The organism is Streptomyces sp. NBC_01474 (genome assembly GCF_035918215.1).
Taxonomy (GTDB): Bacteria; Actinomycetota; Actinomycetes; order Streptomycetales; family Streptomycetaceae; genus Streptomyces; species Streptomyces aureus.
This window is the reverse complement of sequence record NZ_CP109449.1, coordinates 5,068,575-5,089,933: the sequence shown is the minus strand read 5'-3', so window position 1 is coordinate 5,089,933 and position 21,359 is coordinate 5,068,575. Positions and strand designations below refer to the sequence as shown.

Genomic DNA, 21,359 nt, shown 5'->3' with positions numbered 1-21,359 from the left:
TCGCTGCTCGGCCGCTTCGCTACTTCGTGTGGGTGACGGCGTAGATCATGACCAGGGCCACCAGGTGGATACCGAAGAGGAAGTAGGCCAGGTACCACCACATGTGGCGCTCGCCGCGTTTTTCCTCTTCGCGGCGGCGCTCGTCCGCTTCTCGCTCCAGGATCTCCAGCGGGTCGGGGGGTTCCGGGGGCATTACAGCTCCCTGTGGACCTTGGTGTTGGAGGCCTGGGCGCGGGGGCGGACGACGAGCAGGTCGATGTTCACGCGGCTGGGGCGGGTGACCGCCCAGGTGATGGTGTCGGCCACGTCGTCGGCCGAGAGCGGTTCGGCGACGCCCGCGTAGACCTTCTCGGCCTTCTCGGTGTCGCCGCCGAAGCGGGTCAGGGCGAACTCCTCGGTCTTGACCATGCCGGGCGCGACCTCGATGACGCGGACCGGGGTGCCGACGATCTCCAGGCGCAGGGTCTCGGCGAGGACGTGCTCGGCGTGCTTGGCCGCCACGTAGCCGGCGCCGCCCTCGTACGTGCCGTGTCCGGCCGTGGAGGAGAGGACGACGACCGTGCCGTCGCCGCTGGCGGTGAGGGCGGGGAGCAGGGCCTGCGTGACGTTCAGCGTGCCGATGACGTTCGTCTCGTACATCTGGCGCCACTCGGCGGGGTCGCCCGTCGCCACGGGGTCCGCGCCGAGCGCGCCGCCCGCGTTGTTCACGAGGACGCCGATGGTCTTGAAGGCCGTGGCGAACTCGTCGACCGCGGCGCGGTCCGTGATGTCGAGCGCGTAGGCCGCCGCCTGGTGGCCCGCTTCGTTGATCTCGGCGGCCAGCGACTCGATCCGGTCCTTGCGGCGCGCGGTGAGCACGACCCGGTAACCGGCCGCCGCCAGCTGTCGTGCGGTGGCTGCGCCGATTCCGCTGCTCGCGCCGGTGATGACGGCGATGCGGGAGGCGGCTGCGGGCGCGGCGGCGGTCATGGCTTGCTCCTCGGACGTGCGATCGACTCCCGCCAGGATAGGCAGGCTGCGCGCGGTGGTGTCACCGGGCGCCGCGGGGCGCGTACATGATCACGGCCATGCCGGCCAGGCAGATGAGGGCTCCGGTGACGTCCCAGCGGTCGGGCCGGTAGCCGTCCGCGACCACGCCCCAGGCGATCGAGCCCGCGACGAAGACGCCTCCGTAGGCGGCGAGGATGCGGCCGAACTCGCCGTCGGGCTGGAGCGTGGCCACGAAGCCGTAGATGCCGAGGGCGATGACGCCCGCGCCGATCCACGCCCATCCCTTGTGTTCGCGCACGCCCTGCCAGACGAGCCAGGCGCCGCCGATCTCGAAGAGGGCGGCGAGGACGAAGAGGAGGGCGGAGCGGGCGACCAGCATGCGGGACAGGTTGCCATGCCGGTCCTGCGCGGCCGTCGCACCGTCACCTGTTGGACGGCGCCTGCGGGGCGGGATGCGTGGGATACATCAGGAGACCCGCCTGGCGGTGACCGGTGGTTCGTGGTCGGTGATCTGTGGCGGAGGACGAGAGGGCGGAGAGAACATGCTGGTGAGGTGTGGTGTGGGACGTGCGGTTGGGCGTGGATTCGGCGCTGTCGGGCTGAGTGCCGCCGCGGTGCTGGCGGCCGGTCCCGCCGCTGCCGACGGGCCCCGCCCGCGGCCCGTTCGGGAGGTCGATCTGGCGTATCACGGGCAGGTCGCCATGTCCCGGGGCCGGGTGGAGACCCGGCTGATCCCGCAGAACCACGGTCCGTCGTCGGTGGCGGACGCCACGCTGCGGCTGCGCTGGTCGGCGCCGGTCACGGACATGCGGGGGCTGCCGCCGATGTGTGTGCGGGCGGACAAACAGACGGTCCTGTGCCGGACCGGCGCGCTGCCGGCGGACAGCAGGGGCAGGCGGATCCGGGTGTCGGCGCGGCTGGCCGGGGCGCCTTCGGAGGTGACGGTGCGGATCGACACGATGTGGAGCGGAGGCGCCGCGGACCACAATCCGCAGAACAACACGCACAAGGTGCTGGCCCTGGACACCGGGGACGTCTACTACTTCTGACTCCTGTGAGCCGGGCCGCTCCTTCTGAGACGGGGGTGTGCGGCCCCGGCCGGGACTCCTATCGTTCGAGCATGAAGATCACTGACATGGAGCCCGGCGATCCACGCCTCGGCGCCGAGGTCCTGCCCGTGCTCCAGGAGCTGCGCCCGCATCTGACCGGCGAGCTGTTCTCCGAGGTGTACGCGGAGGGGTACCCGCAGGGGCTGCGGTTCACGGCCGCGTACACCGACGACGGGTCGTGCGCGGGCGTCGCGGGGTGGCGGGTGGTCGCCAACACGAGCGCGCTGCGCAAGCTCTACGTCGACGACCTGGTGACCGCCGAGCGGGCCAGGTCGGGCGGCGTGGGCCGGGCGCTGCTCGCGCATCTGGAGGAGCGGGCGCGTGAACTGGGCTGCCGCACGCTCCAGTTGGACTCGGGAACGCGTCGGACGGACGCGCACCGCTTCTATCTGCGGGAGCGCATGGACATCACGGCGTTCCACTTCACGAAGAAGCTCGGCTGAGGGTCCGCAGGTCGAGGTGCCAGTCGTGGCAGCGGATCGCGCGGCCCTTCGGGTACTCGAAGTCGCAGGGGCCGCGCAGGGTGAAGCCGGCGCTGCGGCAGACGCCGTTCGACGCGCGGTGGTCGACGGCCGGGAACGCGTGCAGGTGGCGCAGGCGTGCCCGGTCGGCGGCCGCGTGTGCGGCGACGAGGCGGGCGGCCGCGGCGGCGATGCCCCGGCCCTGGTAGCCGGGAAGGACGCCCCAGCCGGTCTCCCAGATCCGTTCGCCCTGCCACGGTGTCGCCCAGTAGCCGATGGAGCCGGCCGCGGGGGCGTCGGGTCCCGCGGTGATGCGGAACATCCGGCCGTGCCCGTCGAGCATGGACAGGGCGAGGTAGCGGCGGTGGCGGTCCATGAGCTGGTCGAGGGTCTCGGGGCCGCCGAGGTGGGCCGTCATCTCGGGCGCGTTGTTCTTGAGCAGGAGATCGAAGTCGGCGTCCGCCCAGGGCACGAGGCCTATGTGCGCCATCTTCTCCCCGGCCGTCCTGCGTTCGGTGCTGTGCGTCATCGGCTCATCGGTTCCTCGGTGCGTAGGCCGTCGGCGGCACGCCCACGGTCGCGGTGAAATCTCTGACGAGGTGGGCCTGGTCGGCGTATCCGAGGTCGGCGGCGAGGGCGGACCAGTCCACGGCGGCGTCCGAGTCGGCGCGTTCCAGGGCCTGGTGGATGCGGTGGCGCAGGATGATCCACTTAGGTCCGACGCCGACGTAGGCGGAGAAGAGGCGTTGCAGGGCCCGTACGGAGAGGCCCTGTGCCGCCGCGAACTCGCCGACGCGGTGCACGGTGGCGTCGGTGCGGATGCGGTCGACGAGGTCCATGGCGAGGTCGGCCTGCGGGTCGTCGGCGGCGGCGCGGGCGAGAAGGAAGGCGTCGAGCGCGGCCACGCGCGCGTGCTCGTCGTCGGGTCCGGTGACCGCTCGCGCGATGTCGGGCGGGGCGCCGGTGAACACGTCGCCCATGGGCAGCTCCTGGCCGGTCCAGTGGATGACCGGTACGTCAGGGGCGTAGGGCCGGAAGCCTCCGCTGCGGAACTTCACCCCGCACACCCGGCCGCGGCCGGTCAGTTTCTTGGTGAACAGGCCGAGCGCGACGCCGGTGACCACGCCGACGGGCGGTCCGCCGTGGCCTTGGGCGCCGGCGGACCGCCCGTCGGCATATCGCTCGAAGGTCAGGTTGACCGAGGGGTGCGGGACGATGTGCGAGGCGTAGGGCTCGGAGAGGTCCCAGTCGATGAACCAGTAGTTCTCGACGTAGTGGCGCAGCGGCTCGGCGGGCTCGTGGCGGCGGAACCGTACGCGGGTCAGGAGCTCGCTCGGGTCGACGATGCCGCGGGTGTCACGGCTGGGTGCGGCCATGGCCGGATCGTATGTCGCCTTTCTTCAAGACGGGTCGGGTTCGGGCCCGTAGCTTGGCGCCATGAATGACATCCATGGGAACAACGGGAGTCTCGGGCACGCGCGCGGCATCGGCGATCTTCTGGACGTGGCCGTGGAGCGGGCCGTCCCGGTCGTCCGCGCCCTGCCCGACGGCCGTCTCGAAGCGGCGACGCCGTGCGCGGAATTCGATGTGAAGGCCCTGGTCAACCACCTCTTCCAGGTGATGGAGCAGTTCCAGCGGCTGGCCGCGAAGCAGGACTCCGACTTTACGGAGTCCGCGGACCGGGTGGCCGAGGGGCCCGACTGGCGCGAGCGGTTCGGCGAGGAGGCCCGGAAGCTGGTGGCGGCCTGGTCGGCGCCGGGCGCCGAGGAGGGGACGACCGGCGCGATGAACATGCCGGCGGCCACGGTCGGCTCCATGGTGCTGCTCGATCTGACCGTGCACATCTGGGACCTGGCGCGGGCGACGGGGCAGGAGTACGTGCCCGAGGGGGAGGCGCTCGCCGTCGTGGAGCGGCTGGCCGGGACCGTCGCGGAGCTGGCGCCGACGGCACGGTCGATGGGGGTGTTCGGGGAGGCCGTGCCGGAGCCCGCGGGGGCGTCGGCGTTCGAGCGGCTGCTCGCGGCGACGGGGCGGGATCCGCGGTGGGCGGCGCCGGTGAGCTGAGGACCGCCGAGGAATAGAGGCGGGGCCGTCACCGTTCGAGGGTATAGTTGAATCATCAACAACCTCGGAGGGTGAAAGCCATGCAGTTCGGGATCTTCAGCGTCGGTGACGTCACGGCCGATCCGACGACGGGCCGTACGCCGAGCGAGCACGAGCGCATCAAGGCCATGCTCGCCATCGCCCTGAAGGCGGAGGAGGTCGGGCTCGACGTCTTCGCCACCGGCGAGCACCACAACCCGCCCTTCGTGCCGTCGTCACCGACCACGATGCTCGGCTACATCGCCGCCCGCACCGAGAACCTGATCCTCTCCACCTCCACGACGCTGATCACCACGAACGACCCGGTGAAGATCGCCGAGGACTTCGCGATGCTCCAGCACGTCGCGGACGGCCGCGTCGACCTGATGATGGGCCGCGGCAACACCGGCCCCGTCTACCCCTGGTTCGGCAAGGACATCCGCGAGGGCATCAACCTCGCCGTCGAGAACTACGCCCTGCTGCGCCGCCTGTGGGACGAGGACGTCGTGACGTGGGAGGGCAAGTTCCGTACGCCGCTGCAGTCCTTCACCTCGACGCCGCGCCCGCTCGACGGGGTCGCGCCCTTCGTGTGGCACGGCTCGATCCGCTCCCCCGAGATCGCCGAGCAGGCCGCGTTCTACGGCGACGGGTTCTTCCACAACAACATCTTCTGGCCGATGGAGCACACCAAGCAGATGGTGAACCTCTACCGCCGGCGCTTCGCCCACTACGGGCACGGCGCCCCCGAGCAGGCCATCGTCGGCCTCGGCGGCCAGGTGTTCATGCGTAAGAACTCGCAGGACGCGGTGCGGGAGTTCCGCCCGTACTTCGACAACGCGCCCGTCTACGGACACGGCCCCTCCCTGGAGGACTTCACCTCGCAGACCCCGCTGACCGTGGGATCCCCGCAGCAGGTGATCGAGCGCACCCTCGGCTTCCGGGAGCACGTCGGTGACTACCAGCGCCAGCTGTTCCTGATGGACCACGCCGGTCTGCCGCTGAAGACCGTCCTGGAGCAGCTCGACATCCTCGGCGAGGAGGTCGTGCCGGTGCTGCGCAAGGAGTTCGCGAACAGCCGTCCGGCGAACGTGCCGGACGCGCCGACGCACGCGTCGCGCGTCGCCGAGGCAGAGCTGGCGACCCAGCAGGACAAGGAGGTGCCGGCCGTATGAAGCTCGTCGTCGTGTCGGCGGGGCTGAGCGCCCCGTCGTCGAGCAGGATCCTCGCCGACCGGCTCACGCAGGCGGTGACCTCGCAGATCGCGGGCGCCGGTGTGGACGTGAGCGTCGTCGAACTGCGTGACCTGGCCGTCGAGATCGCGCACAACCTGGTCACCGGGTTCCCCGGGCCCGCCCTCAGGGAGGCGCTCGACGCGGTGACCGGGGCGGACGGCCTGATCGCCGTGTCGCCGGTGTTCTCGGCCTCGTACAGCGGTCTGTTCAAGTCGTTCTTCGACGTGCTCGACAAGGACGCGCTCACCGGGAAGCCGGTGCTCGTCGGGGCGACCGGCGGCACGCCGCGGCACTCGCTCGTCCTGGAGCACGCGATGCGTCCGCTGTTCGCCCACCTGCGGGCCGTGGTCGTGCCGACCGCCGTGTACGCGGCGTCGCAGGACTGGGGAGCGGAGGGACTTGAGCAGCGCGTCGAACGGGCCGGCGGCGAGCTCGCCCGGCTCATGACCGGGCTCGCGGCGGCCCGCCCGGCGCCGGTGGAGTGGGGCGACGACGTCATCCCCTTCGAGCGGCAGCTCGCCGCGCTGCGGGCGGAGTAGGCGTCGTCCGTCGGGTCACGGGCCCTGCGGGGCGGCCGGCGCGAGCCAGGCCGTCCAGCCGGGGGTGTGGTGCAGGGGATACGGCGTCCAGTCGCGCGCATAGTGCGGTGGGCGCTGTCCCTTTGCCGTGAGGAGGGCGGTCGGCACCTTCGCGGCGCGGTCGAGGAGGCCCGCGACGGTCGTCGAGAGGTTGTTGCCGTCCACCTGGGCGGAGGCGCAGCCCGCGTCGTAGGCGATGGGGAGGGCGCGCGGGCCCGAGACCAGGCAGGGCGGGCGCAGGCCCAGGGTGCGCAGGCCGTCGGCGGCGGCGCGGTAGCGCTCGTTCGTGAGGGCCGTGGACGCGGTGACCCGGGTCAGGACAGTGGCCTGCGAGACGAGCTGCGCCGCGATGAGCAGTCCTGCGAGGACGAGGCCGCGGCGCGGGTTCAGGCGTGTGACCAGGCCGGCGACCGGCAGTGCGAGGAGCGCGTAGGCAGGGAGCAGGAAGCGCGGAGCCGAGTAGTCGATCATGAGCAGATATGGCACGGAGAGCGCGGCGGCGACGGCCATGGGGAGCGCGGTCGGCAGGAGCCGGCGCTCGCGCAGGACGTAGGCGAGCGCGGCCGCGGCGAGCAGGGGCAGGGCCAGCCACCAGAGGGTGAGGCCGGGGGAGTCCAGGGTCGCCGTGCACGGGCGGCACAGCAGGGGGCCGTTGAGGCTGGACCAGGCGTTGTCGAAGTTGAGGTGCAGGCCCATGTCGCCCTCGGTGGCGCTCGACACGTGCAGCCGGTCCTGCACCGAGCCGAAGCGGATGTACGCCTCCGCGACCCACTGGGCGAGGCCGGCCGCGAGTCCGCCGACCAGGTAGGGCAGGGTACGGCGGTTGCGGAACAGGGACGTGGCGATCAGGGGCAGGGCGAGCCAGACGGCGTCCGGGGCGCGGAACAGGGCGGTCACGGCGACACAGCCCGCGAGCCACCAGTTGGCAGCCCGGGGTTCACGCCCGGTCACCGCGCGCAGGAACCAGCCGGTGGCCGCGACCGCGCCGAACGCGACCCAGAGGTTGGGCATGGCCTGAGGCCCGGAGATCTGGGTGATCCACAGTCCCGCGAACAGCAGCGCGGCGAGGGCCGTGGTGCGGGCGCCGACGACGGGACGCCATACGCGGAACGCGGCGTACAGGGCGGCCGACGAGAGCAGCGTGAGCCCGATGCGCAGGACGAGGACGGACGGGGTGGCCGCGATGAACGGCGCGGTCAGGAAGCTGATGCCGCGGGAGCGCGGAGCGCTGAAGAAGGCGGCGGGGACCCGCGGGTCGTACTGCGACACGTACACGGTCTCGTCCCACCCGAGCGCGTGCGCGAGCGGCGGCACGACGAGCAAGCACTGAACGAGGGCGTAGGCGAGGGCTACGAGGGCGAGCCACGGGGTGGCGCGGGGGCGCTTTCCGGGGGCGCCGGATGTGGCACCGGGGGCGGCGGTCGTGGCTGGGCGGCTGGGGGTGGGCCCGGTGTGGCGGCGGGGGGTGGTGATGGCTCCGGTGCCGGCCTCCGGGCGGGTGGCCCCGGCCTGCGGGTGACCCGTCTCCGGCCGGCCCGTCTCTGCTCGGCCCGTCCTCGCTCGGCCCGTCTCCGGTCGGGTGGTGGAGGCTGTCGGGTCCGTGTCCGGGCGAGCGGCGGCTGTCGGGTCGGGCTGCTGGGCGAGATGCCGCCGAGGCGTCGAGTGGCCTGGCGTCGGAGGGCGCTCGGCCCACCTCCGTGCCGCGGTTCCGGTCTCCGGTCGGGCAGTGGTGGCTGCCGTACCCGGCTGGGCGTCGGGCCGGGACACGGATGGCTCGGGCTCGGACAGGGACGGCACGGGCCCGGATGCGGACGGTCCGGGCTTCGGGTGGGGGTCGGGCCGGGGGGCGGGTCGCCGCCGGTTTTGATCGACCCGCCTTCCCCGGCCCTCGCTGGCCCGGTCCCGCTTGGCTCCGGGGGCCTTGGGGCCTTGCGGGCGGGCCGGTTCTGGGGTGGGGGTGCCGAGGTGTGCGTCGTTGGTCGTCATGTGCCTTCCCGCTCGTGCGTCACGTGGGGCGTGGGTCCGAGCGGGTGCCGCGCGCGGGCGCGGTCCGGGCCGGGCCGCGGGGCGAACGGGTCTTGCGCCGTGCCCAGTTGGCCGCCCGGTGGCGCAGCCGCTGCCATGAGCGCTGGCGCCGTGTCTCACGGAGTTCGGCGAACAGGAGGTCGTAGCGGGCGACGATCGGATCGGGGTCGTAGCGGCGGGCCGACGCGAACGCGGCGCGGGCCATGGCGTGCCGGTGCGGCGCGTCCTGGATGAGGTCGACCACGGCCTCGGCGAGGGCGCGCGCGTCCCCGACCGGTACGAGCCGGCCGTCGACGCCGTCCGTGATGATCTCGGCGGGGCCGAGCGGCGCGTTGGTGCTGACCGCCGGAACCCCGCACCGCATGGCCTCGACGAGCGTCATCCCGAAGGACTCCGCGTCGGAGGCGGACACCACGATCGAGGCCTTGGCGAACTCCGGCTCGATGGGTGAGTGCGCCCCCATGAGGTGGGCGCGCCCGCTCAGCCCGAGCCCGGCGATGAGATCGCGCAGCTTCGCCTCCTCGGGGCCGCCGCCGTAGATCCGCAGCTGCCACTCGGGTTCCTGCGCGGCGACGGCCGCGAACGCCTCCAGGAGCAGGTCGAAGCGCTTGCCCGGCGCGAGTCGCCCGGCGCTCGCGATGATCTTGGAAGTTCCCTCGGACGGGGGACAGGGCGCCTCCGGCACGATGTTCGGGACCGACAGAACCCGTACACCCGGCAGGGTCATGCGCGCCCGGTACACCTCGGCGTCCGCAGCGGTCATGGTGACGACGGCGTCGAGGGAGCGGTAGTGGCGGGCGAGTACCGCCCGGAGCTTCTTGCTGTGGGCGTCGTGGCGCAGGTGCTCCTGCCCGATGCGCAGCGCGGTGCGCGGGCCGTGCATCGCCAGATAGACGTTGATGCCGGGGCGCGTACCGATCACGACGTCAGCGTCGCAGCGCTCCAGGTAATCACGCACACGCAGATCGTGCAGACGGGTGTACTGCTTGTGGCGCTTCTCGGCGGCGGGAAAGTCCTGCGCGGGTTCCCCGTACGCCGCGTACTGCGTGTCGACGCCGCCGATGCGCGTGTCGACGAGCGGGACCAGTGAGACGGCGGGGTCGACCGTGAAGCGCGGCACCTCGCGGTGCCGGGACATCGAGACGATCTCGACCTCGTGGCCGCCGCACCCGGTGAGCGCCGCGGCGAGGTTGAGCGTGGTCCGTACGGTCCCGCCGATCGCGTACGCGTTGTGCAGCAGGAACACGATCTTCATGGACAGCCCTCCCGGCGGGCCCTGTGCCCGCTACATACGTCGGCAGCCTGGTCCAGCGAGGTAAGCCGCCGTTCGCTCCCGAGTGAGAGGCGGGTAAGAAGGCGTCCGGCGGGCCCCTGGTCAGGGGGTACCTCCCCGGCGACGGGGGGCACACTGGAACGCGTGTCCCCAACCGCTGCGTCCGCCACGCCCCGCGCCGCGTCCCCGACCGTGCTGCTCGCCGAGGACGACCGTGCCATCCGCCATGCCCTGGAGCGGGCCCTGACTCTGGAGGGTTACGAGGTCACGGCCGTGGCCGACGGGGTGGAGGCGATCGCCCAGGCCCATCGCAGCGCGCCCGACATACTCGTCCTGGACGTGATGATGCCGGGCATCGACGGCCTTCAGGTGTGCCGGGTGCTGCGCGCCGAGGGCGACCGCACGCCGATCCTGATGCTGACGGCGCTCGTCGAGACGCCCGACCGGATCGCGGGCCTGGACGCGGGCGCGGACGACTACGTCGTGAAGCCGTTCGACGTGGAGGAGGTCTTCGCGCGGCTCCGTGCCCTGCTGCGCCGCACCAATGGCGCGGCCTCGGGCGACGGGCAGGACGCCTCACCGGCCGGGCCGGACGGCCAGGTCGCCGCGGCCGACCTCCGGATGGATCCGCAGGCGAGGCGGGCCTGGCGCGGTGAGCGCGAGCTGGAGCTCACCCGCACCGAGTTCGACCTCCTGGAGCTGCTCGTGCGCAACGCGGGCATCGTCCTCGACCACGCCACGATCTACGACCGCATCTGGGGCTACGACTTCGGCCCCGGGTCGAAGAACCTCGCCGTCTACGTCGGCTATCTGCGCCGCAAGGTCGACGAACCAGGCGCCGCCTCCCTGATCCACACCGTGCGCGGCGTCGGCTACGTGCTGCGGGAGGACTGAGGATGCCGCGTCGCCGCCTGCGCGCATTCCTGCACGGGCGGCCGCGCGCCCGGTCCCTGCGGACCACGTTCGCCGTGTCGTTCGCGGCCGTCGCGGCGGCCGTCACCGTCCTGGTCGGCTTCCTCTCCTACGACGCCGCGGCGCGCCTCGTCCGCGTCGACCAGCAGGCCGTGTTCGACGAGGTCGTCACCGACCTGCGGCAGCAGGTGAAGGACACCGAGCTCACCCCGTACGACTTCGCGTCGGGAGACCCGGACCATGACGGGCCGCGCGACGACCTGATCAGGCCGGCGCGTACGGATGTCCAGGTCCTCGGGCCGGGCGGCCGGATCATCGACCGCGGCAGCCCGCAGCTGCCGGTGAACGCGGCCGACCGGCGCACCGCCGACGAGGCGCACGCCGGTGTGACGGAGGAGGCCGACGGGGCGGAGACGGGCGGGTCACGGCGTGATGTGGAGATCCGCGGGGACGCGTACCGGATGACGGCCGTGTCGCTGGGCGGGGGGCGCGGCGCGGTCCAGGTCGCGCAGGAGTTCAGCGACACGGAGGACCTGTTGCGTGAGCTCCAGCAGCGCACGGGCCTGCTGGCCGGTTTTGTGATCATCGCGGCGGGTCTCGTCGGCTGGTGGCTGGCGCGCCGGATCACGGGGCGTCTGGTCAGGCTGGCCGAGGCGGCGGAAGACGTGGCGGGCACGGGGCACCTCGATGTGCGGGTGCCGGTCACCGGCGGCGACGAGGTGGGCAGCCTGGGGCGCTCCTTCGACCGGATGCTGGGGCGGCTCGCGCGCTCCATGGAGGATCAGCGCCGCCTGGTGCAGGACGCCGGCCACGAACTGCGTACGCCGCTCACCTCGCTGCGTACGAACATCTCGCTGCTGCGTCGTATCGAGGACCTGCCGCCCGTGACCCGCGAGGAGCTGATCGCCGACCTCGCGCAGGAGTCGCGTGAACTGACCGACCTGGTCAACGAGTTGGTGGAGCTGGCCGCGGGCAAGGAGGACGACGAGCCGGTCGTCGAGGTGGCGCTCGCCGAGACGGCCGAGGACACGGCGGTCCTCGCGCGCCGCCGCACGGGCCGCACGGTCGTTGTGCGTTCGAGGGGCGACACGGTGATCCGGGGCCGCCCGTCCTCGCTCCAGCGCGCGGTGTCCAACCTGGTGGAGAACGCCGCCAAGTTCGACAGCGACGGGACGGAGTCGATCGAGATCGTGGTCACGGGAGGTCTCCCGGACGGCGTGCGCGTCGAGGTGCTCGACCGGGGTCCCGGCATCGCGGCCTCGGACCTGGACCGGGTCTTCGACCGCTTCTACCGCGCGCCGGCCGCCCGCAGCCTGCCCGGATCCGGCCTCGGCCTGTCGATCGTCCAGGAGGTGGCGGCGGCCCACGGGGGCGTGCCGTTCGCGAAGGGGCGAGACGGCGGGGGAGCGGCGATCGGGTTCACGGTGCGGGGGGTGCCGGAGGAGCGGGACTGAGGGCCGGCGGACGCGGCGCGTGCGGCCCGGCTGTTCAACGGGGCGAAGCCCAGCGAGAGCAGCACATGCCGAGGAACTTCAGCCACCACGGGTAGGGCGTCGGTGCCGCCTCGATCGCGGCCGGCCTGCGGATCGCCTCCGCGATACCGATCCGGCCGCCCGCAGCCCGGCGAGCAGCGGTTTCAGCGCGGCGACCTGGTCGAGGCGGAAGACCTCCCGGGAAGCCGTGCACGGTGACGGTGCGAGTACGGCCGTCCGCCGCGGTGACCGTGAGTGCCTCCGGTGCCAGCGGCAGGGGACCGAGCCGCCGAAGGCGCGGGCGCCGTCGGCCACGGCTTGCTCGACGAGGTGGGCGCCCTCGCCGGAGGAGCGCAGGAGAGGGCCGGTCGACCGGGCCAGGAATGCCGTGAGGTCGTCCAGATCCGCGGCTGCGTGTTTTTCCACGCCCGTCTCCTCGCTCCGGGATTCCAGCCTGCAAGGCGGGTCGCGGGTCGGCATCTAGAGGCATGACGCGTCAGTAGCGCAGTGCCGTGCGCGGCCGCCCGGCGCCCTCGTCCGCACATGACGAAGGCGGGGCCCGAAAACCCCGCCCGAAACCGGTGAAGCCCCGGCTCAGGGCCACACCAGGCAATACGGCTGATGTCCCGCCTCATGGAGCCGGTGGCTGAAGTCCTGCCATTCGTGCAGCAGTTGGTACACGTTGAACGCGTCGCGCGGGCCGCCGCGGTCCGGGACCGTCGACCAGATGAACGCCGCGGCGCCCACGGCCTCCTCGCCGACGCCGCGCAGCGGGTCGACGACCGTCATGGGCAGCTTCACGACCGCGTAGTCGGGGTGCAGGACGACCAGTTCCAGCGGGGGGACCTTGTGCAGAGGTATGCCCTCTATGCCGGTGAGGACCATCGCGGCCATCGTCTCCGGCTTGATCTTGGTGAACATGCCGCCCATGCCGAGCTCGTCACCGCCGAGCTCCTCGGGGCGCATCGAGATGGGGACACGGGCCGCCGTGGCACCGTCGGGCGCGCCGAAGTATTTGTACGTCACCCCCACCCGGCCACCATTCCTGCTCCCGGTCCCGCCCAGTGCCTGCCCGGCGTCCGCTTCTTCCGCCGCTGCCGCCTCCGCGTCGCGCCGGTGCTTTCCCCGCCGGGCACGCCGGGGGCCCAGATCGTCGGTCCCCTCGCCCAGTCCGCCACCGCGATGCATATCTCCACCCGACTGCTTTTCCAGGGCGCCTCGCCCCTTTTCTAGGCCGCGCGGCCACCACCGCGCAACCCGATCATCGTGTCAGTGACCTCCCCCACGGTCACTCGCCGAAACGTGCGGTGAAACACCTGCGCGGGCCGGGGAGCGAACCCCGCGCCGGCGTACAGCGTGAACTGTCCGCGAGCGGCCCATCCCCTGGGAGTTTAGGTAGTCGGTTCCCGCCGTGGCCAGAGAAGCAGGGGATGAGCCGGGCTCCGGAGAGCGTGCCCGTACGCTGAGAGGCATGGCAGAGGCGAACAACATCCCCGGGTCCGCGGCGCCGCCGTCGGGCGCGACCGCACCGTACCCCTATGAAGCACCGGTCTCGCAGGGTCTCTTCGACCGCGCGGCCCTCGTGACGCCGGGCGGCGTGAACTCGCCCGTACGCGCGTTCCGTGCCGTGGGCGGTACGCCCCGGTTCATGGTGTCCGGTACCGGTCCGTACCTCACGGATGCCGACGGTCGCGAGTACGTCGACCTCGTCTGCTCCTGGGGGCCGATGATCCTCGGCCATTCCCGTCCCGAGGTCATCGCGGCCGTCCAGGACGCCGTCGCGCGCGGCACGTCCTTCGGTACGCCGGGTGAGGGCGAGGTCGCCCTGGCCGAGGAGATCGTCGCGCGGATCGCGCCGGTCGAGCAGGTGCGGCTGGTGTCCAGCGGGACCGAGGCGACCATGTCCGCGATCCGGCTCGCCCGCGGGTTCACCGGGCGCGCCAAGGTGATCAAGTTCGCCGGCTGCTACCACGGACACGTGGACGCGCTGCTCGCCGCCGCGGGTTCGGGTGTGGCGACCTTCGGGCTGCCGGACACCCCGGGTGTGACCGGTGCCCAGGCGGGCGACACCATCGTCGTCCCGTACAACGACCTCGACGCCGTGCGGGCCGCGTTCGCCGCGAACGAGGGCCAGGTCGCGTGTGTCATCACCGAGGCGTCGCCGGGCAACATGGGCGTCGTGCCGCCGCTCGACGGCTTCAACCAGGGCCTCGCGGACCTGTGCCGCGAGAACGGCGCGCTGTACATCTCCGACGAGGTCATGACCGGCTTCCGCACGTCGAAGGCCGGCTGGTACGGCGTCGACGGGGTGGCGCCCGACCTGATGACGTTCGGCAAGGTCATGGGCGGTGGCTTCCCGGCCGCCGCGTTCGGTGGCCGCGCGGACGTCATGGGGCACCTCGCCCCGGCGGGACCCGTCTACCAGGCGGGCACGCTGTCCGGGAACCCGATCGCGACGGCGGCCGGTGTCGCGCAGCTGCGGCTGCTCGACGACGCCGCGTACGCGAAGATCGACGCGGTCTCCGAGGAGCTGCGCACCCTGGTGGGCGCCGCGCTCACCAAGGAGGGCGTCGCGCACCGCGTTCAGAGCGCCTCGAACATGTTCTCCGTGTTCTTCACGGAGAACGAGGTGCGCAACTACGAGGACGCGAAGGCGCAGGAGTCCTTCCGCTTCACCGCGTTCTTCCACTCGATGCTGGCGCAGGGCGTCTATCTGCCGCCGTCGGCCTTCGAGTCCTGGTTCGTCTCCACTGCCCATGACGAGCGGGCGGTCGAGCGCATCGCCGCCGCGCTCCCCGGTGCCGCGCGCGCGGCTGCGGAGGCCACGCAAGCATGACCACTGCCGGCAAGTCCGACCAGGACATCACCGTCGTCCACGTGATGCGGCACGGAGAGGTGCACAACCCGGAGGGGATCCTGTACGGGCGGCTGCCCGACTACCACCTCTCCGAGCTCGGCCGGCAGATGGCCGACCGGGTCGCCGAGCACCTGTCCTCGCGTGACGTGACCCATGTCGTGGCCTCGCCGCTGGACCGGGCGCAGGAGACGGCGACGCCGATCGCGAAGGCGCACGGGCTCGACCTGGCGACCGACGACCGGCTCGTCGAGGCGGGCAACGTCTTCCAGGGCAAGACGTTCGGCGTCGGCGACGGCGCGCTGCGCAAGCCGGAGAACTGGAAGCACCTCGTCAACCCGTTCAAGCCGTCGTGGGGCGAGCCGTACGTCGAGCAGGTCGTGCGGATGATGGGCGCCCTCGACGCGGCGAAGGACGCGGCGCGGGGTCACGAGGCGGTGTGCGTCAGCCATCAGCTGCCGATCTGGATCGTGCGCAGCTTCGTGGAGAAGCGTCGGCTGTGGCACGACCCGCGCAAGCGGCAGTGCACGCTCGCCTCGCTCACGACGTTCACCTATCGCGGCGACAAGATCGTGTCCGTCGGCTACACGGAGCCCGCGCGCGATCTCGTGCCCGCCCATCTCCTCGCGGGCGCCAAGCCCGTGAAGGGGAAGGACAAGGCGTTCGGCGCGTAGCGCCCTCGGCGCTCGGTGCATTCGGCGTATGGCCGTCGGCATTGCCCAATTTTGTTCTCTCTGCCGGAACCGCAGTGTTCGTCGCGCCCTCTAAGGGGGTGCCCGTCTCGTACGGGAACGGGGCGCGACGAATGGGGACCAGGCAATGCCGGACATCACACGAAGGGGACTGATCGGGCTCGGAGCGGGGGCGGCGGCGGCCGCCGCGCTCGCCGGGTGCGGTACCAGTAACGGGCAGGTCGGCGGGTCGTCCGTGCCGCCGGGCGACAGGTCCGGGGGCGGGGCCGGTAGGCCCGACAAGCCCGCGGCCCGGCCGATCGGCGACGGCTCGACGTCGTACACCGGCAAGCAGCCGAACCAGCCGGGCAGGCCCGTCCCCCTCGAACCCGGCCAGCAGCCGCCGCAGTTCGTGATCTTTTCCTGGGACGGCGCGGGCGAGGTCGGCAACGGCCTCTTCCCGCGCTTCCTCGAACTGGCCGAGAATCACGGCGCGCACATGACGTTCTTCCTCTCCGGCCTCTATCTGCTGCCGGAGTCGAAGAAGCGGCTGTACCGCCCGCCGAACAACGGGGTCGGCGCCTCCGACATCGGCTACCTCACCGACGCCCACATCAGGGAGACGCTGAAGTACGTGCGCCAGGCCTGGCTGGAAGGCCATGAGATCGGCACTCACTTCAACGGCCACTTCTGCGCAGGCACCGGCACCGTCGCCAACTGGACCCCGGCGCAGTGGCGCAGCGAGATCGACCAGGCCAAGTCGTTCGTCAAGGAATGGCGCACGAACACGGGCTGGCACGACCTGCCCTCGCTGCCCTTCGACTATGAGAAGGAACTCGTCGGCGGCCGCACGCCCTGCCTGCTCGGCCAGGACAACCTGCTGCCCACGGCCCGCGAGCTCGGCTGGCGCTACGACGCCTCGTCGCCGGGCGGCCGGCAGCGCTGGCCCTCCAAGCGGGGCGGGGTGTGGGATCTGCCGCTCCAGGCCGTGCCGTTCCCCGGGCGCAGCTTCGAGGTCCTCTCGATGGACTACAACATGCTGGCCAACCAGTCGGTGAACACCACCAGGGCGCCCGCCTACAACTACCCGCGCTGGCGCAAGCAGTCGGCCGAGGCCTACATAGCCGGCTTCAACCGGGCATACGAGACGAACCGGGCGCCGTTCTTCATAGGCAACCACTTCGAGGAGTGGAACGGCGGGATATATATGGACTCCGTCGAAGAGGCGCTCAAGTACATAGCCGGCAAGAAGGACGTACGCCTCGTCTCCTTCCGGCAGTTCGTCGACTGGCTGGACGTCCAGGACCCCGAGGTCCTTGACAAGCTGCGCTCGCTCGACGTCGGAGTGCGCCCCGACGGCGGCTGGAACAGCTACCTCAAAGCCGCGGCGTGAGCATCGCGCCGCACCCTGAATGCCCCCCTGAAATGGGGTTTTCCGTACGCAAGGGGGGTGCGGAAGATCCCCTAAACAGACATGCGAAACTTTTCACATGAGTGCCGACTGCCGCGTTTCCCCCCTCGCTGCATCCAAGCGCCGTACCGCCCTCCTCGCCGCAGGAGCCGCGGTCGCTGCGCTGACGCTCTCCGCGTGCAGCTCCGGCGGAACGTCCGGCGGTGGCAACAACACCAACTTCGTGACGAACTCCGGCGGCATCTCCACCGTCGACAAGGGTGAACGGCGCGACGCGCCGAAGCTGGACGGCAAGGATCTGAAGGGCAAGGCCCTCGACCTCGCCGACTACAAGGGCAAGGTCATCGTGTTGAACGTGTGGGGCTCCTGGTGCCCGCCGTGCCGCGCCGAGGCCAACTACTTCGCCAAGGTCGCGAACGAGACCAAGGGCAAGGACGTCCAGTTCATCGGGATCAACACCCGTGATCCGCAGACCGAACCGGCGCTCCAGTTCGAGAAGGACCACAACATCCCGTACCCGAGCTTCTACGACCCCTCGGGCAAGCTGATGCTGCGGTTCGAAAAGGGCACCCTCAACCCGCAGTCCATCCCGTCCACGCTCGTCATCGACCGCGACGGCAAGATCGCCGCCCGCTCGCTGCGCGCGCTCAGCGAGGACAAGCTGCGCAAGATGGTCGACCCCGTGATCGCGGAGAAGTGAGCGACGGTGCACGCCACGCTCACCGCTCTCGCCGCTGAAGGCGGAGTGAGCAGCACCGTCGAGAGCGGTACGCTCCTGCTCGCTCTGCCGATCGCCCTGCTCGGCGGTCTCCTTTCGTTCTTCTCGCCCTGCGTCCTGCCTCTCGTGCCCGGCTATCTGTCGTACGTGACGGGAGTCAGCGGCACCGACCTGGCCGACGCGCGGCGGGGCCGGATGGCCCTGGGCGCCGGACTCTTCGTCCTCGGCTTCACCGCCGTCTTCGTCTCCGGCGGGGCCCTCTTCGGCTACTTCGGCGAGACGCTCCAGGAGTACCAGGACACCCTCACCAAGATCCTCGGTGTCCTGATGGTCCTCATGGGGATCTTCTTCATGGGCATGATGCCCTGGCTCACCCAGCGCGAATTCCGCTTCCACAAGCGGCCGGTGACCGGGCTGATCGGCGCTCCGGTGCTCGGCGCCCTGTTCGGTATCGGCTGGACCCCCTGCATCGGGCCGACGCTCGCCTCCGTGACCGCCCTGTCGTTCAACGAGGCGAGCGCGGGGCGCGGGGCCATACTGACCGTTGCGTACTGCGCCGGGCTCGGTGTCCCCTTCGTGCTCGCCGCGGTCGCCTTCCGCAAGGCGCTCGGCGCCTTCGGCTGGGTCAAGAAGCACTACGCCTGGGTGATGCGGATCGGCGGCATCATGATGATCTTTACCGGAGTGCTGCTGCTCACAGGAGCCTGGGACACCCTCGTCCAGCAGATGCAGACCTGGTCCAACGGCTTCACGGTGGGAATCTGATTCATGAGCACGACTGAATCCGGCAAGACCGGCGAGGTGAGCGGCGACGAGCTCGGCGCGGCCGGCTCGCACCTGTCCACCGCTCCGCAGGAGGACCGCGGCCCGACCCTGCCCCGGCTGGGCGTCATCGGCTGGATCCGCTGGTTCTGGCGGCAGCTCACCTCGATGCGCGTCGCGCTGATCCTGCTCTTCATGCTCTCGCTCGGGGCGATCCCCGGCTCGCTGATCCCGCAGTCCGGGGTCGACGAGATGAAGGTGCAGACGTTCAAGGACGCGCACACGACGGTGTCGCCGGTCTACGACAAGCTGGGCCTGTTCCACGTCTACAGCTCGGTGTGGTTCTCCGCGATCTACATCCTGCTGTTCATCTCCCTCATCGGCTGCATCGTCCCGCGCACCTGGCAGTTCGTCGGGCAGCTGCGCGGTCGCGCCCCGGACGCCCCCAAGCGCTTCACGCACCTGCCCGCGTCGGCGACCTGGCGCACCGACGCCGAGCCGGAGCAGGTCCGCGCCGCGGCCCTCGAGATCCTCCGCAAGCGCCGCTTCCGCGCCCACATCGCCGGTGACGCCGTCGCTTCCGAGAAGGGCTATCTGCGCGAGGCCGGCAACCTGATCTTCCACATCGCGCTGATCGTGATGCTGATCGCCTTCGCCTGGGGCCAGCTCTTCAAGTCCGAGGGCGGCAAGCTGATGGTCGAGGGCGACGGAGGCTTCTCCAACGCCCTGCCGATGTACGACGACTTCAAGTCGGGCAACCTCTTCAACTCCGACACCGACCTGACGCCGTTCAGCTTCCAGCTCGACAAGTTCGACGGGACGTACGAGCGCAACGGGCCGAACAAGGGGAGCCCGCGCGTCTACCGCGCCAACGTGACCTACAGCGTCGGCGCGACCGGCAAGGAGCAGAAGACCGCGATCCAGGTCAATGACCCCCTCGAGATCGACGGCACCAAGGTCTACCTCAACGGCCACGGCTACGCGCCCACCGTCACCGTCCGGGACGGCCGCGGCAAGATCGTCTCCCGGCAGGCCGTGCCGCTGCTGCCCATCGACTCGAACGTCACGTCCACCGGTGCCATCAAGATCATGGACGGCTACCGCGACAAGAACGGCAAGCGGGAGCAGCTCGGCTTCAACGCCTTCTTCGTGCCGACCTTCGCGGGGTCCGGGAAGGGCAACATGTTCTCCCAGTTCCCCGCGCTCGACTACCCCGTCCTCGCGCTGTCCGCGTACCACGGAAGCCTGGGTGTCGACTCCGGTATCCCGCAGAACGTGTACCAACTGGACACCTCCAAGATGAAGAAGTTCACGGACTCGAAGGGGGAGCTGCTCAAGACGCGGCTGCGGCCCGGCGAGACCATGAAGCTTCCGAACGGTGCCGGGTCGATCACGTTCGACAAGGACATCAAGCAGTGGGCGAGCTTCCAGATCACCCACCAGCCCGGCGACGGCTGGGCCCTCGCCGGAGCGCTCGCCGCCATCGCGGGCCTCGCCGGTTCCCTGTTCATCCAGCGCCGCCGCGTCTGGGTCCGGGCGACCTCCGGAGCCGACGGAGTCACCGTCGTCGAGATGGGCGGTCTCGGCCGCAGTGAGTCCTCGAAGGTGGCCGAAGAACTCGGCGACCTGGCCGCACACCTCCACGAACGGGCGCCCAGCGCCGCCGATCCCCAACCTGCTGTTCCTGCCGAAGGGGCTGAGAAGTGAATCTCGCCGCCGCAACCAACGAGAATCTCGCGCACATCAGCAATGTGCTGATCTACTCGTCGATGGCCGTGTACCTCCTGGCCTTCTTCGCGCACATGGCCGAGTGGGTCTTCGGCAGCCGCAGCAAGGTCGGCCGCACCGCCGCCGCGCTGACGCAGAAGGCCACCGCGCAGGCCACGGCCGGCTCCGTGAAGGTGCAGGTCAAGGAGAAGAACGGCGGTACCGCCGTCCTGGAGCGGCCCAGCGTCGTGACCCGCGCCGTCTCCGGCACGCGTGACGTACCGGACGGTCCCGGCGCCTCCGGCGGCGACGAGCAGGGCGATCTCTACGGCCGTATCGCGGTGTCCCTCACCGTGCTCGCGTTCCTCGTCGAGGCGAGCGGTGTTCTCACCCGCGCGCTCTCCGTGCAGCGCGCGCCGTGGGGCAACATGTACGAGTTCAACATCACCTTCTCCACCGTCGCTGTCGCTGTGTACCTCGGCCTCATGCTGGCGAAGAAGAACATCGGCTGGCTCGGCCTCCCACTGGTCACCACGGTCCTCCTCGATCTCGGCCTCGCTGTCACTGTCTTGTACACCGCCAGTGACCAGTTGGTTCCCGCCCTTCACTCGTACTGGCTGTACATCCACGTCTCCACCGCGATCTTCTGCGGCGCGGTGTTCTACGTCGGCGCGGTCAGCACGCTGCTCTACCTCTTCCGCGACGCCTACGAGAACAAGCTGGCGAACGGCGGCAAGCCCGGGAAGTTCGCGACCTCCGTCCTGGAGCGCCTGCCCGCCGCGGCCTCGCTCGACAAGTTCTCGTACCGCGTGAACGCGGCCGTCTTCCCGCTGTGGACGTTCACGATCATCGCGGGCGCGATCTGGGCCGGCGACGCCTGGGGCCGCTACTGGGGCTGGGACCCCAAGGAGACCTGGTCGTTCATCACCTGGGTCGCCTACGCCTGCTACCTGCACGCCCGCGCGACCGCCGGATGGAAGGGCCGCAAGGCCGCCTACCTGGCCCTGATCGCGTTCGGCTGCTGGCTGTTCAACTACTACGGCGTGAACATCTTCGTCACCGGCAAGCACTCCTACGCCGGCGTCTGACACCGCGACCGCCA

At 71.0% G+C, this 21,359-nt stretch carries 23 protein-coding genes; 14 read left to right on the top strand and 9 right to left on the bottom strand.

Translation table 11 applies throughout. The features are described from left to right. Positions 1-19 precede the first annotated feature (19 nt). The 3 genes from OG758_RS23330 to OG758_RS23320 all read right to left on the bottom strand — a co-directional run bounded on the left by OG758_RS23330 (position 20) and on the right by OG758_RS23320 (position 1,369). Positions 20-193: a hypothetical protein gene (locus tag OG758_RS23330; protein ID WP_326711760.1), complete on the bottom strand. Its 174-nt coding sequence runs from the start codon at positions 191-193 to the stop codon at positions 20-22. Next, positions 193-969 (bottom strand): SDR family NAD(P)-dependent oxidoreductase, encoded by a 777-nt coding sequence (locus OG758_RS23325; RefSeq protein ID WP_326711759.1) that lies wholly within the window; start codon positions 967-969, stop codon positions 193-195. The genes OG758_RS23330 and OG758_RS23325 overlap by 1 nt, the downstream gene beginning before the upstream one ends. A gap of 61 nt (positions 970-1,030) precedes the next feature. After that, positions 1,031-1,369, bottom strand: coding sequence for a YnfA family protein (locus OG758_RS23320; protein ID WP_326711758.1), 339 nt, complete (start codon positions 1,367-1,369; stop codon positions 1,031-1,033). Between the two features lie 181 nt (positions 1,370-1,550). Here OG758_RS23320 and OG758_RS23315 point away from each other — a divergent pair, with 181 nt between their 5' ends. After that, complete coding sequence (locus tag OG758_RS23315; protein WP_326711757.1) at positions 1,551-2,039, top strand: hypothetical protein; 489 nt, start codon at positions 1,551-1,553, stop codon at positions 2,037-2,039. A gap of 71 nt (positions 2,040-2,110) precedes the next feature. Next, positions 2,111-2,542 (top strand): GNAT family N-acetyltransferase, encoded by a 432-nt coding sequence (locus OG758_RS23310; RefSeq protein WP_326711756.1) that lies wholly within the window; start codon positions 2,111-2,113, stop codon positions 2,540-2,542. Here the strand turns inward: OG758_RS23310 and OG758_RS23305 are convergent. Both OG758_RS23305 and OG758_RS23300 read right to left on the bottom strand, forming a co-directional pair. Next, the gene (locus tag OG758_RS23305) at positions 2,523-3,089 is read right to left on the bottom strand and encodes a GNAT family N-acetyltransferase (protein ID WP_326711755.1); all 567 of its coding nucleotides are present in this window, start codon (positions 3,087-3,089) and stop codon (positions 2,523-2,525) included. The two genes, OG758_RS23310 and OG758_RS23305, sit on opposite strands and share 20 nt — an antisense overlap. 4 nt (positions 3,090-3,093) lie before the next feature. Beyond that, positions 3,094-3,936 (bottom strand): AraC family transcriptional regulator, encoded by an 843-nt coding sequence (locus tag OG758_RS23300; RefSeq protein WP_326711754.1) that lies wholly within the window; start codon positions 3,934-3,936, stop codon positions 3,094-3,096. Between the two features lie 61 nt (positions 3,937-3,997). Here OG758_RS23300 and OG758_RS23295 point away from each other — a divergent pair, with 61 nt between their 5' ends. From OG758_RS23295 to OG758_RS23285, 3 genes are all read left to right on the top strand, one after another. Continuing rightward, positions 3,998-4,624 carry a TIGR03086 family metal-binding protein gene (locus OG758_RS23295; protein WP_326711753.1) on the top strand — a complete coding sequence of 209 codons (627 nt, stop codon included), beginning with the start codon at positions 3,998-4,000 and terminating at the stop codon, positions 4,622-4,624. 80 nt (positions 4,625-4,704) lie between these two features. After that, positions 4,705-5,814: an LLM class flavin-dependent oxidoreductase gene (locus tag OG758_RS23290; RefSeq protein ID WP_326711752.1), complete on the top strand. Its 1,110-nt coding sequence runs from the start codon at positions 4,705-4,707 to the stop codon at positions 5,812-5,814. After that, positions 5,811-6,413 (top strand): FMN reductase, encoded by a 603-nt coding sequence (locus tag OG758_RS23285; RefSeq protein ID WP_326711751.1) that lies wholly within the window; start codon positions 5,811-5,813, stop codon positions 6,411-6,413. Before OG758_RS23290 ends, OG758_RS23285 begins: the two co-directional genes overlap by 4 nt. A gap of 15 nt (positions 6,414-6,428) precedes the next feature. On the opposite strand, the gene OG758_RS23280 is transcribed toward OG758_RS23285, so the two are convergent. Together OG758_RS23280 and OG758_RS23275 are read right to left on the bottom strand one after the other, a co-directional pair. Beyond that, positions 6,429-8,438 (bottom strand): hypothetical protein, encoded by a 2,010-nt coding sequence (locus tag OG758_RS23280; RefSeq protein WP_326711750.1) that lies wholly within the window; start codon positions 8,436-8,438, stop codon positions 6,429-6,431. Between the two features lie 19 nt (positions 8,439-8,457). Further along, a complete protein-coding gene (locus OG758_RS23275; RefSeq protein ID WP_326711749.1) occupies positions 8,458-9,732 on the bottom strand; it encodes a glycosyltransferase family 4 protein in 1,275 nt (424 codons plus the stop codon). Positions 9,733-9,894: 162 nt separating this feature from the next. Here OG758_RS23275 and OG758_RS23270 point away from each other — a divergent pair, with 162 nt between their 5' ends. Then, positions 9,895-10,644 carry a response regulator transcription factor gene (locus tag OG758_RS23270; protein ID WP_372566047.1) on the top strand — a complete coding sequence of 250 codons (750 nt, stop codon included), beginning with the start codon at positions 9,895-9,897 and terminating at the stop codon, positions 10,642-10,644. Between the two features lie 2 nt (positions 10,645-10,646). After that, positions 10,647-12,116, top strand: a complete 1,470-nt coding sequence (locus OG758_RS23265) for a sensor histidine kinase (protein ID WP_326711748.1) — start codon at positions 10,647-10,649, stop codon at positions 12,114-12,116. Between the two features lie 78 nt (positions 12,117-12,194). Here the strand turns inward: OG758_RS23265 and OG758_RS23260 are convergent, their stop codons facing one another. Next, positions 12,195-12,560 (bottom strand): hypothetical protein, encoded by a 366-nt coding sequence (locus OG758_RS23260; RefSeq protein WP_326711747.1) that lies wholly within the window; start codon positions 12,558-12,560, stop codon positions 12,195-12,197. A gap of 168 nt (positions 12,561-12,728) precedes the next feature. Continuing rightward, a complete protein-coding gene (locus OG758_RS23255; protein ID WP_326711746.1) occupies positions 12,729-13,322 on the bottom strand; it encodes a hypothetical protein in 594 nt (197 codons plus the stop codon). A gap of 283 nt (positions 13,323-13,605) precedes the next feature. Between OG758_RS23255 and hemL the strand changes: the two genes are divergently transcribed. The 7 genes from hemL (at position 13,606) to ccsB (ending at position 21,345) form a co-directional block, all read left to right on the top strand. Further along, positions 13,606-14,970 carry a glutamate-1-semialdehyde 2,1-aminomutase gene (gene hemL / locus OG758_RS23250; RefSeq protein WP_326711745.1) on the top strand — a complete coding sequence of 455 codons (1,365 nt, stop codon included), beginning with the start codon at positions 13,606-13,608 and terminating at the stop codon, positions 14,968-14,970. After that, complete coding sequence (locus OG758_RS23245; protein ID WP_326711744.1) at positions 14,967-15,662, top strand: histidine phosphatase family protein; 696 nt, start codon at positions 14,967-14,969, stop codon at positions 15,660-15,662. Before hemL ends, OG758_RS23245 begins: the two co-directional genes overlap by 4 nt. Positions 15,663-15,807: 145 nt before the next feature. Next, complete coding sequence (locus OG758_RS23240) at positions 15,808-17,052, top strand: hypothetical protein (protein WP_326711743.1); 1,245 nt, start codon at positions 15,808-15,810, stop codon at positions 17,050-17,052. 97 nt (positions 17,053-17,149) lie between these two features. Beyond that, a complete protein-coding gene (locus tag OG758_RS23235; protein WP_326711742.1) occupies positions 17,150-17,770 on the top strand; it encodes a TlpA family protein disulfide reductase in 621 nt (206 codons plus the stop codon). A gap of 6 nt (positions 17,771-17,776) precedes the next feature. Then, positions 17,777-18,553, top strand: coding sequence for a cytochrome c biogenesis CcdA family protein (locus tag OG758_RS23230; RefSeq protein ID WP_326711741.1), 777 nt, complete (start codon positions 17,777-17,779; stop codon positions 18,551-18,553). Positions 18,554-18,556: 3 nt separating this feature from the next. Then, on the top strand, positions 18,557-20,257 hold the full coding sequence (resB, locus tag OG758_RS23225) for a cytochrome c biogenesis protein ResB (protein WP_326711740.1): 1,701 nt from the start codon (positions 18,557-18,559) through the stop codon (positions 20,255-20,257). Next, on the top strand, positions 20,254-21,345 hold the full coding sequence (gene ccsB / locus OG758_RS23220) for a c-type cytochrome biogenesis protein CcsB (RefSeq protein ID WP_326711739.1): 1,092 nt from the start codon (positions 20,254-20,256) through the stop codon (positions 21,343-21,345). The genes resB and ccsB overlap by 4 nt, the downstream gene beginning before the upstream one ends. Positions 21,346-21,359: the final 14 nt, after the last annotated feature.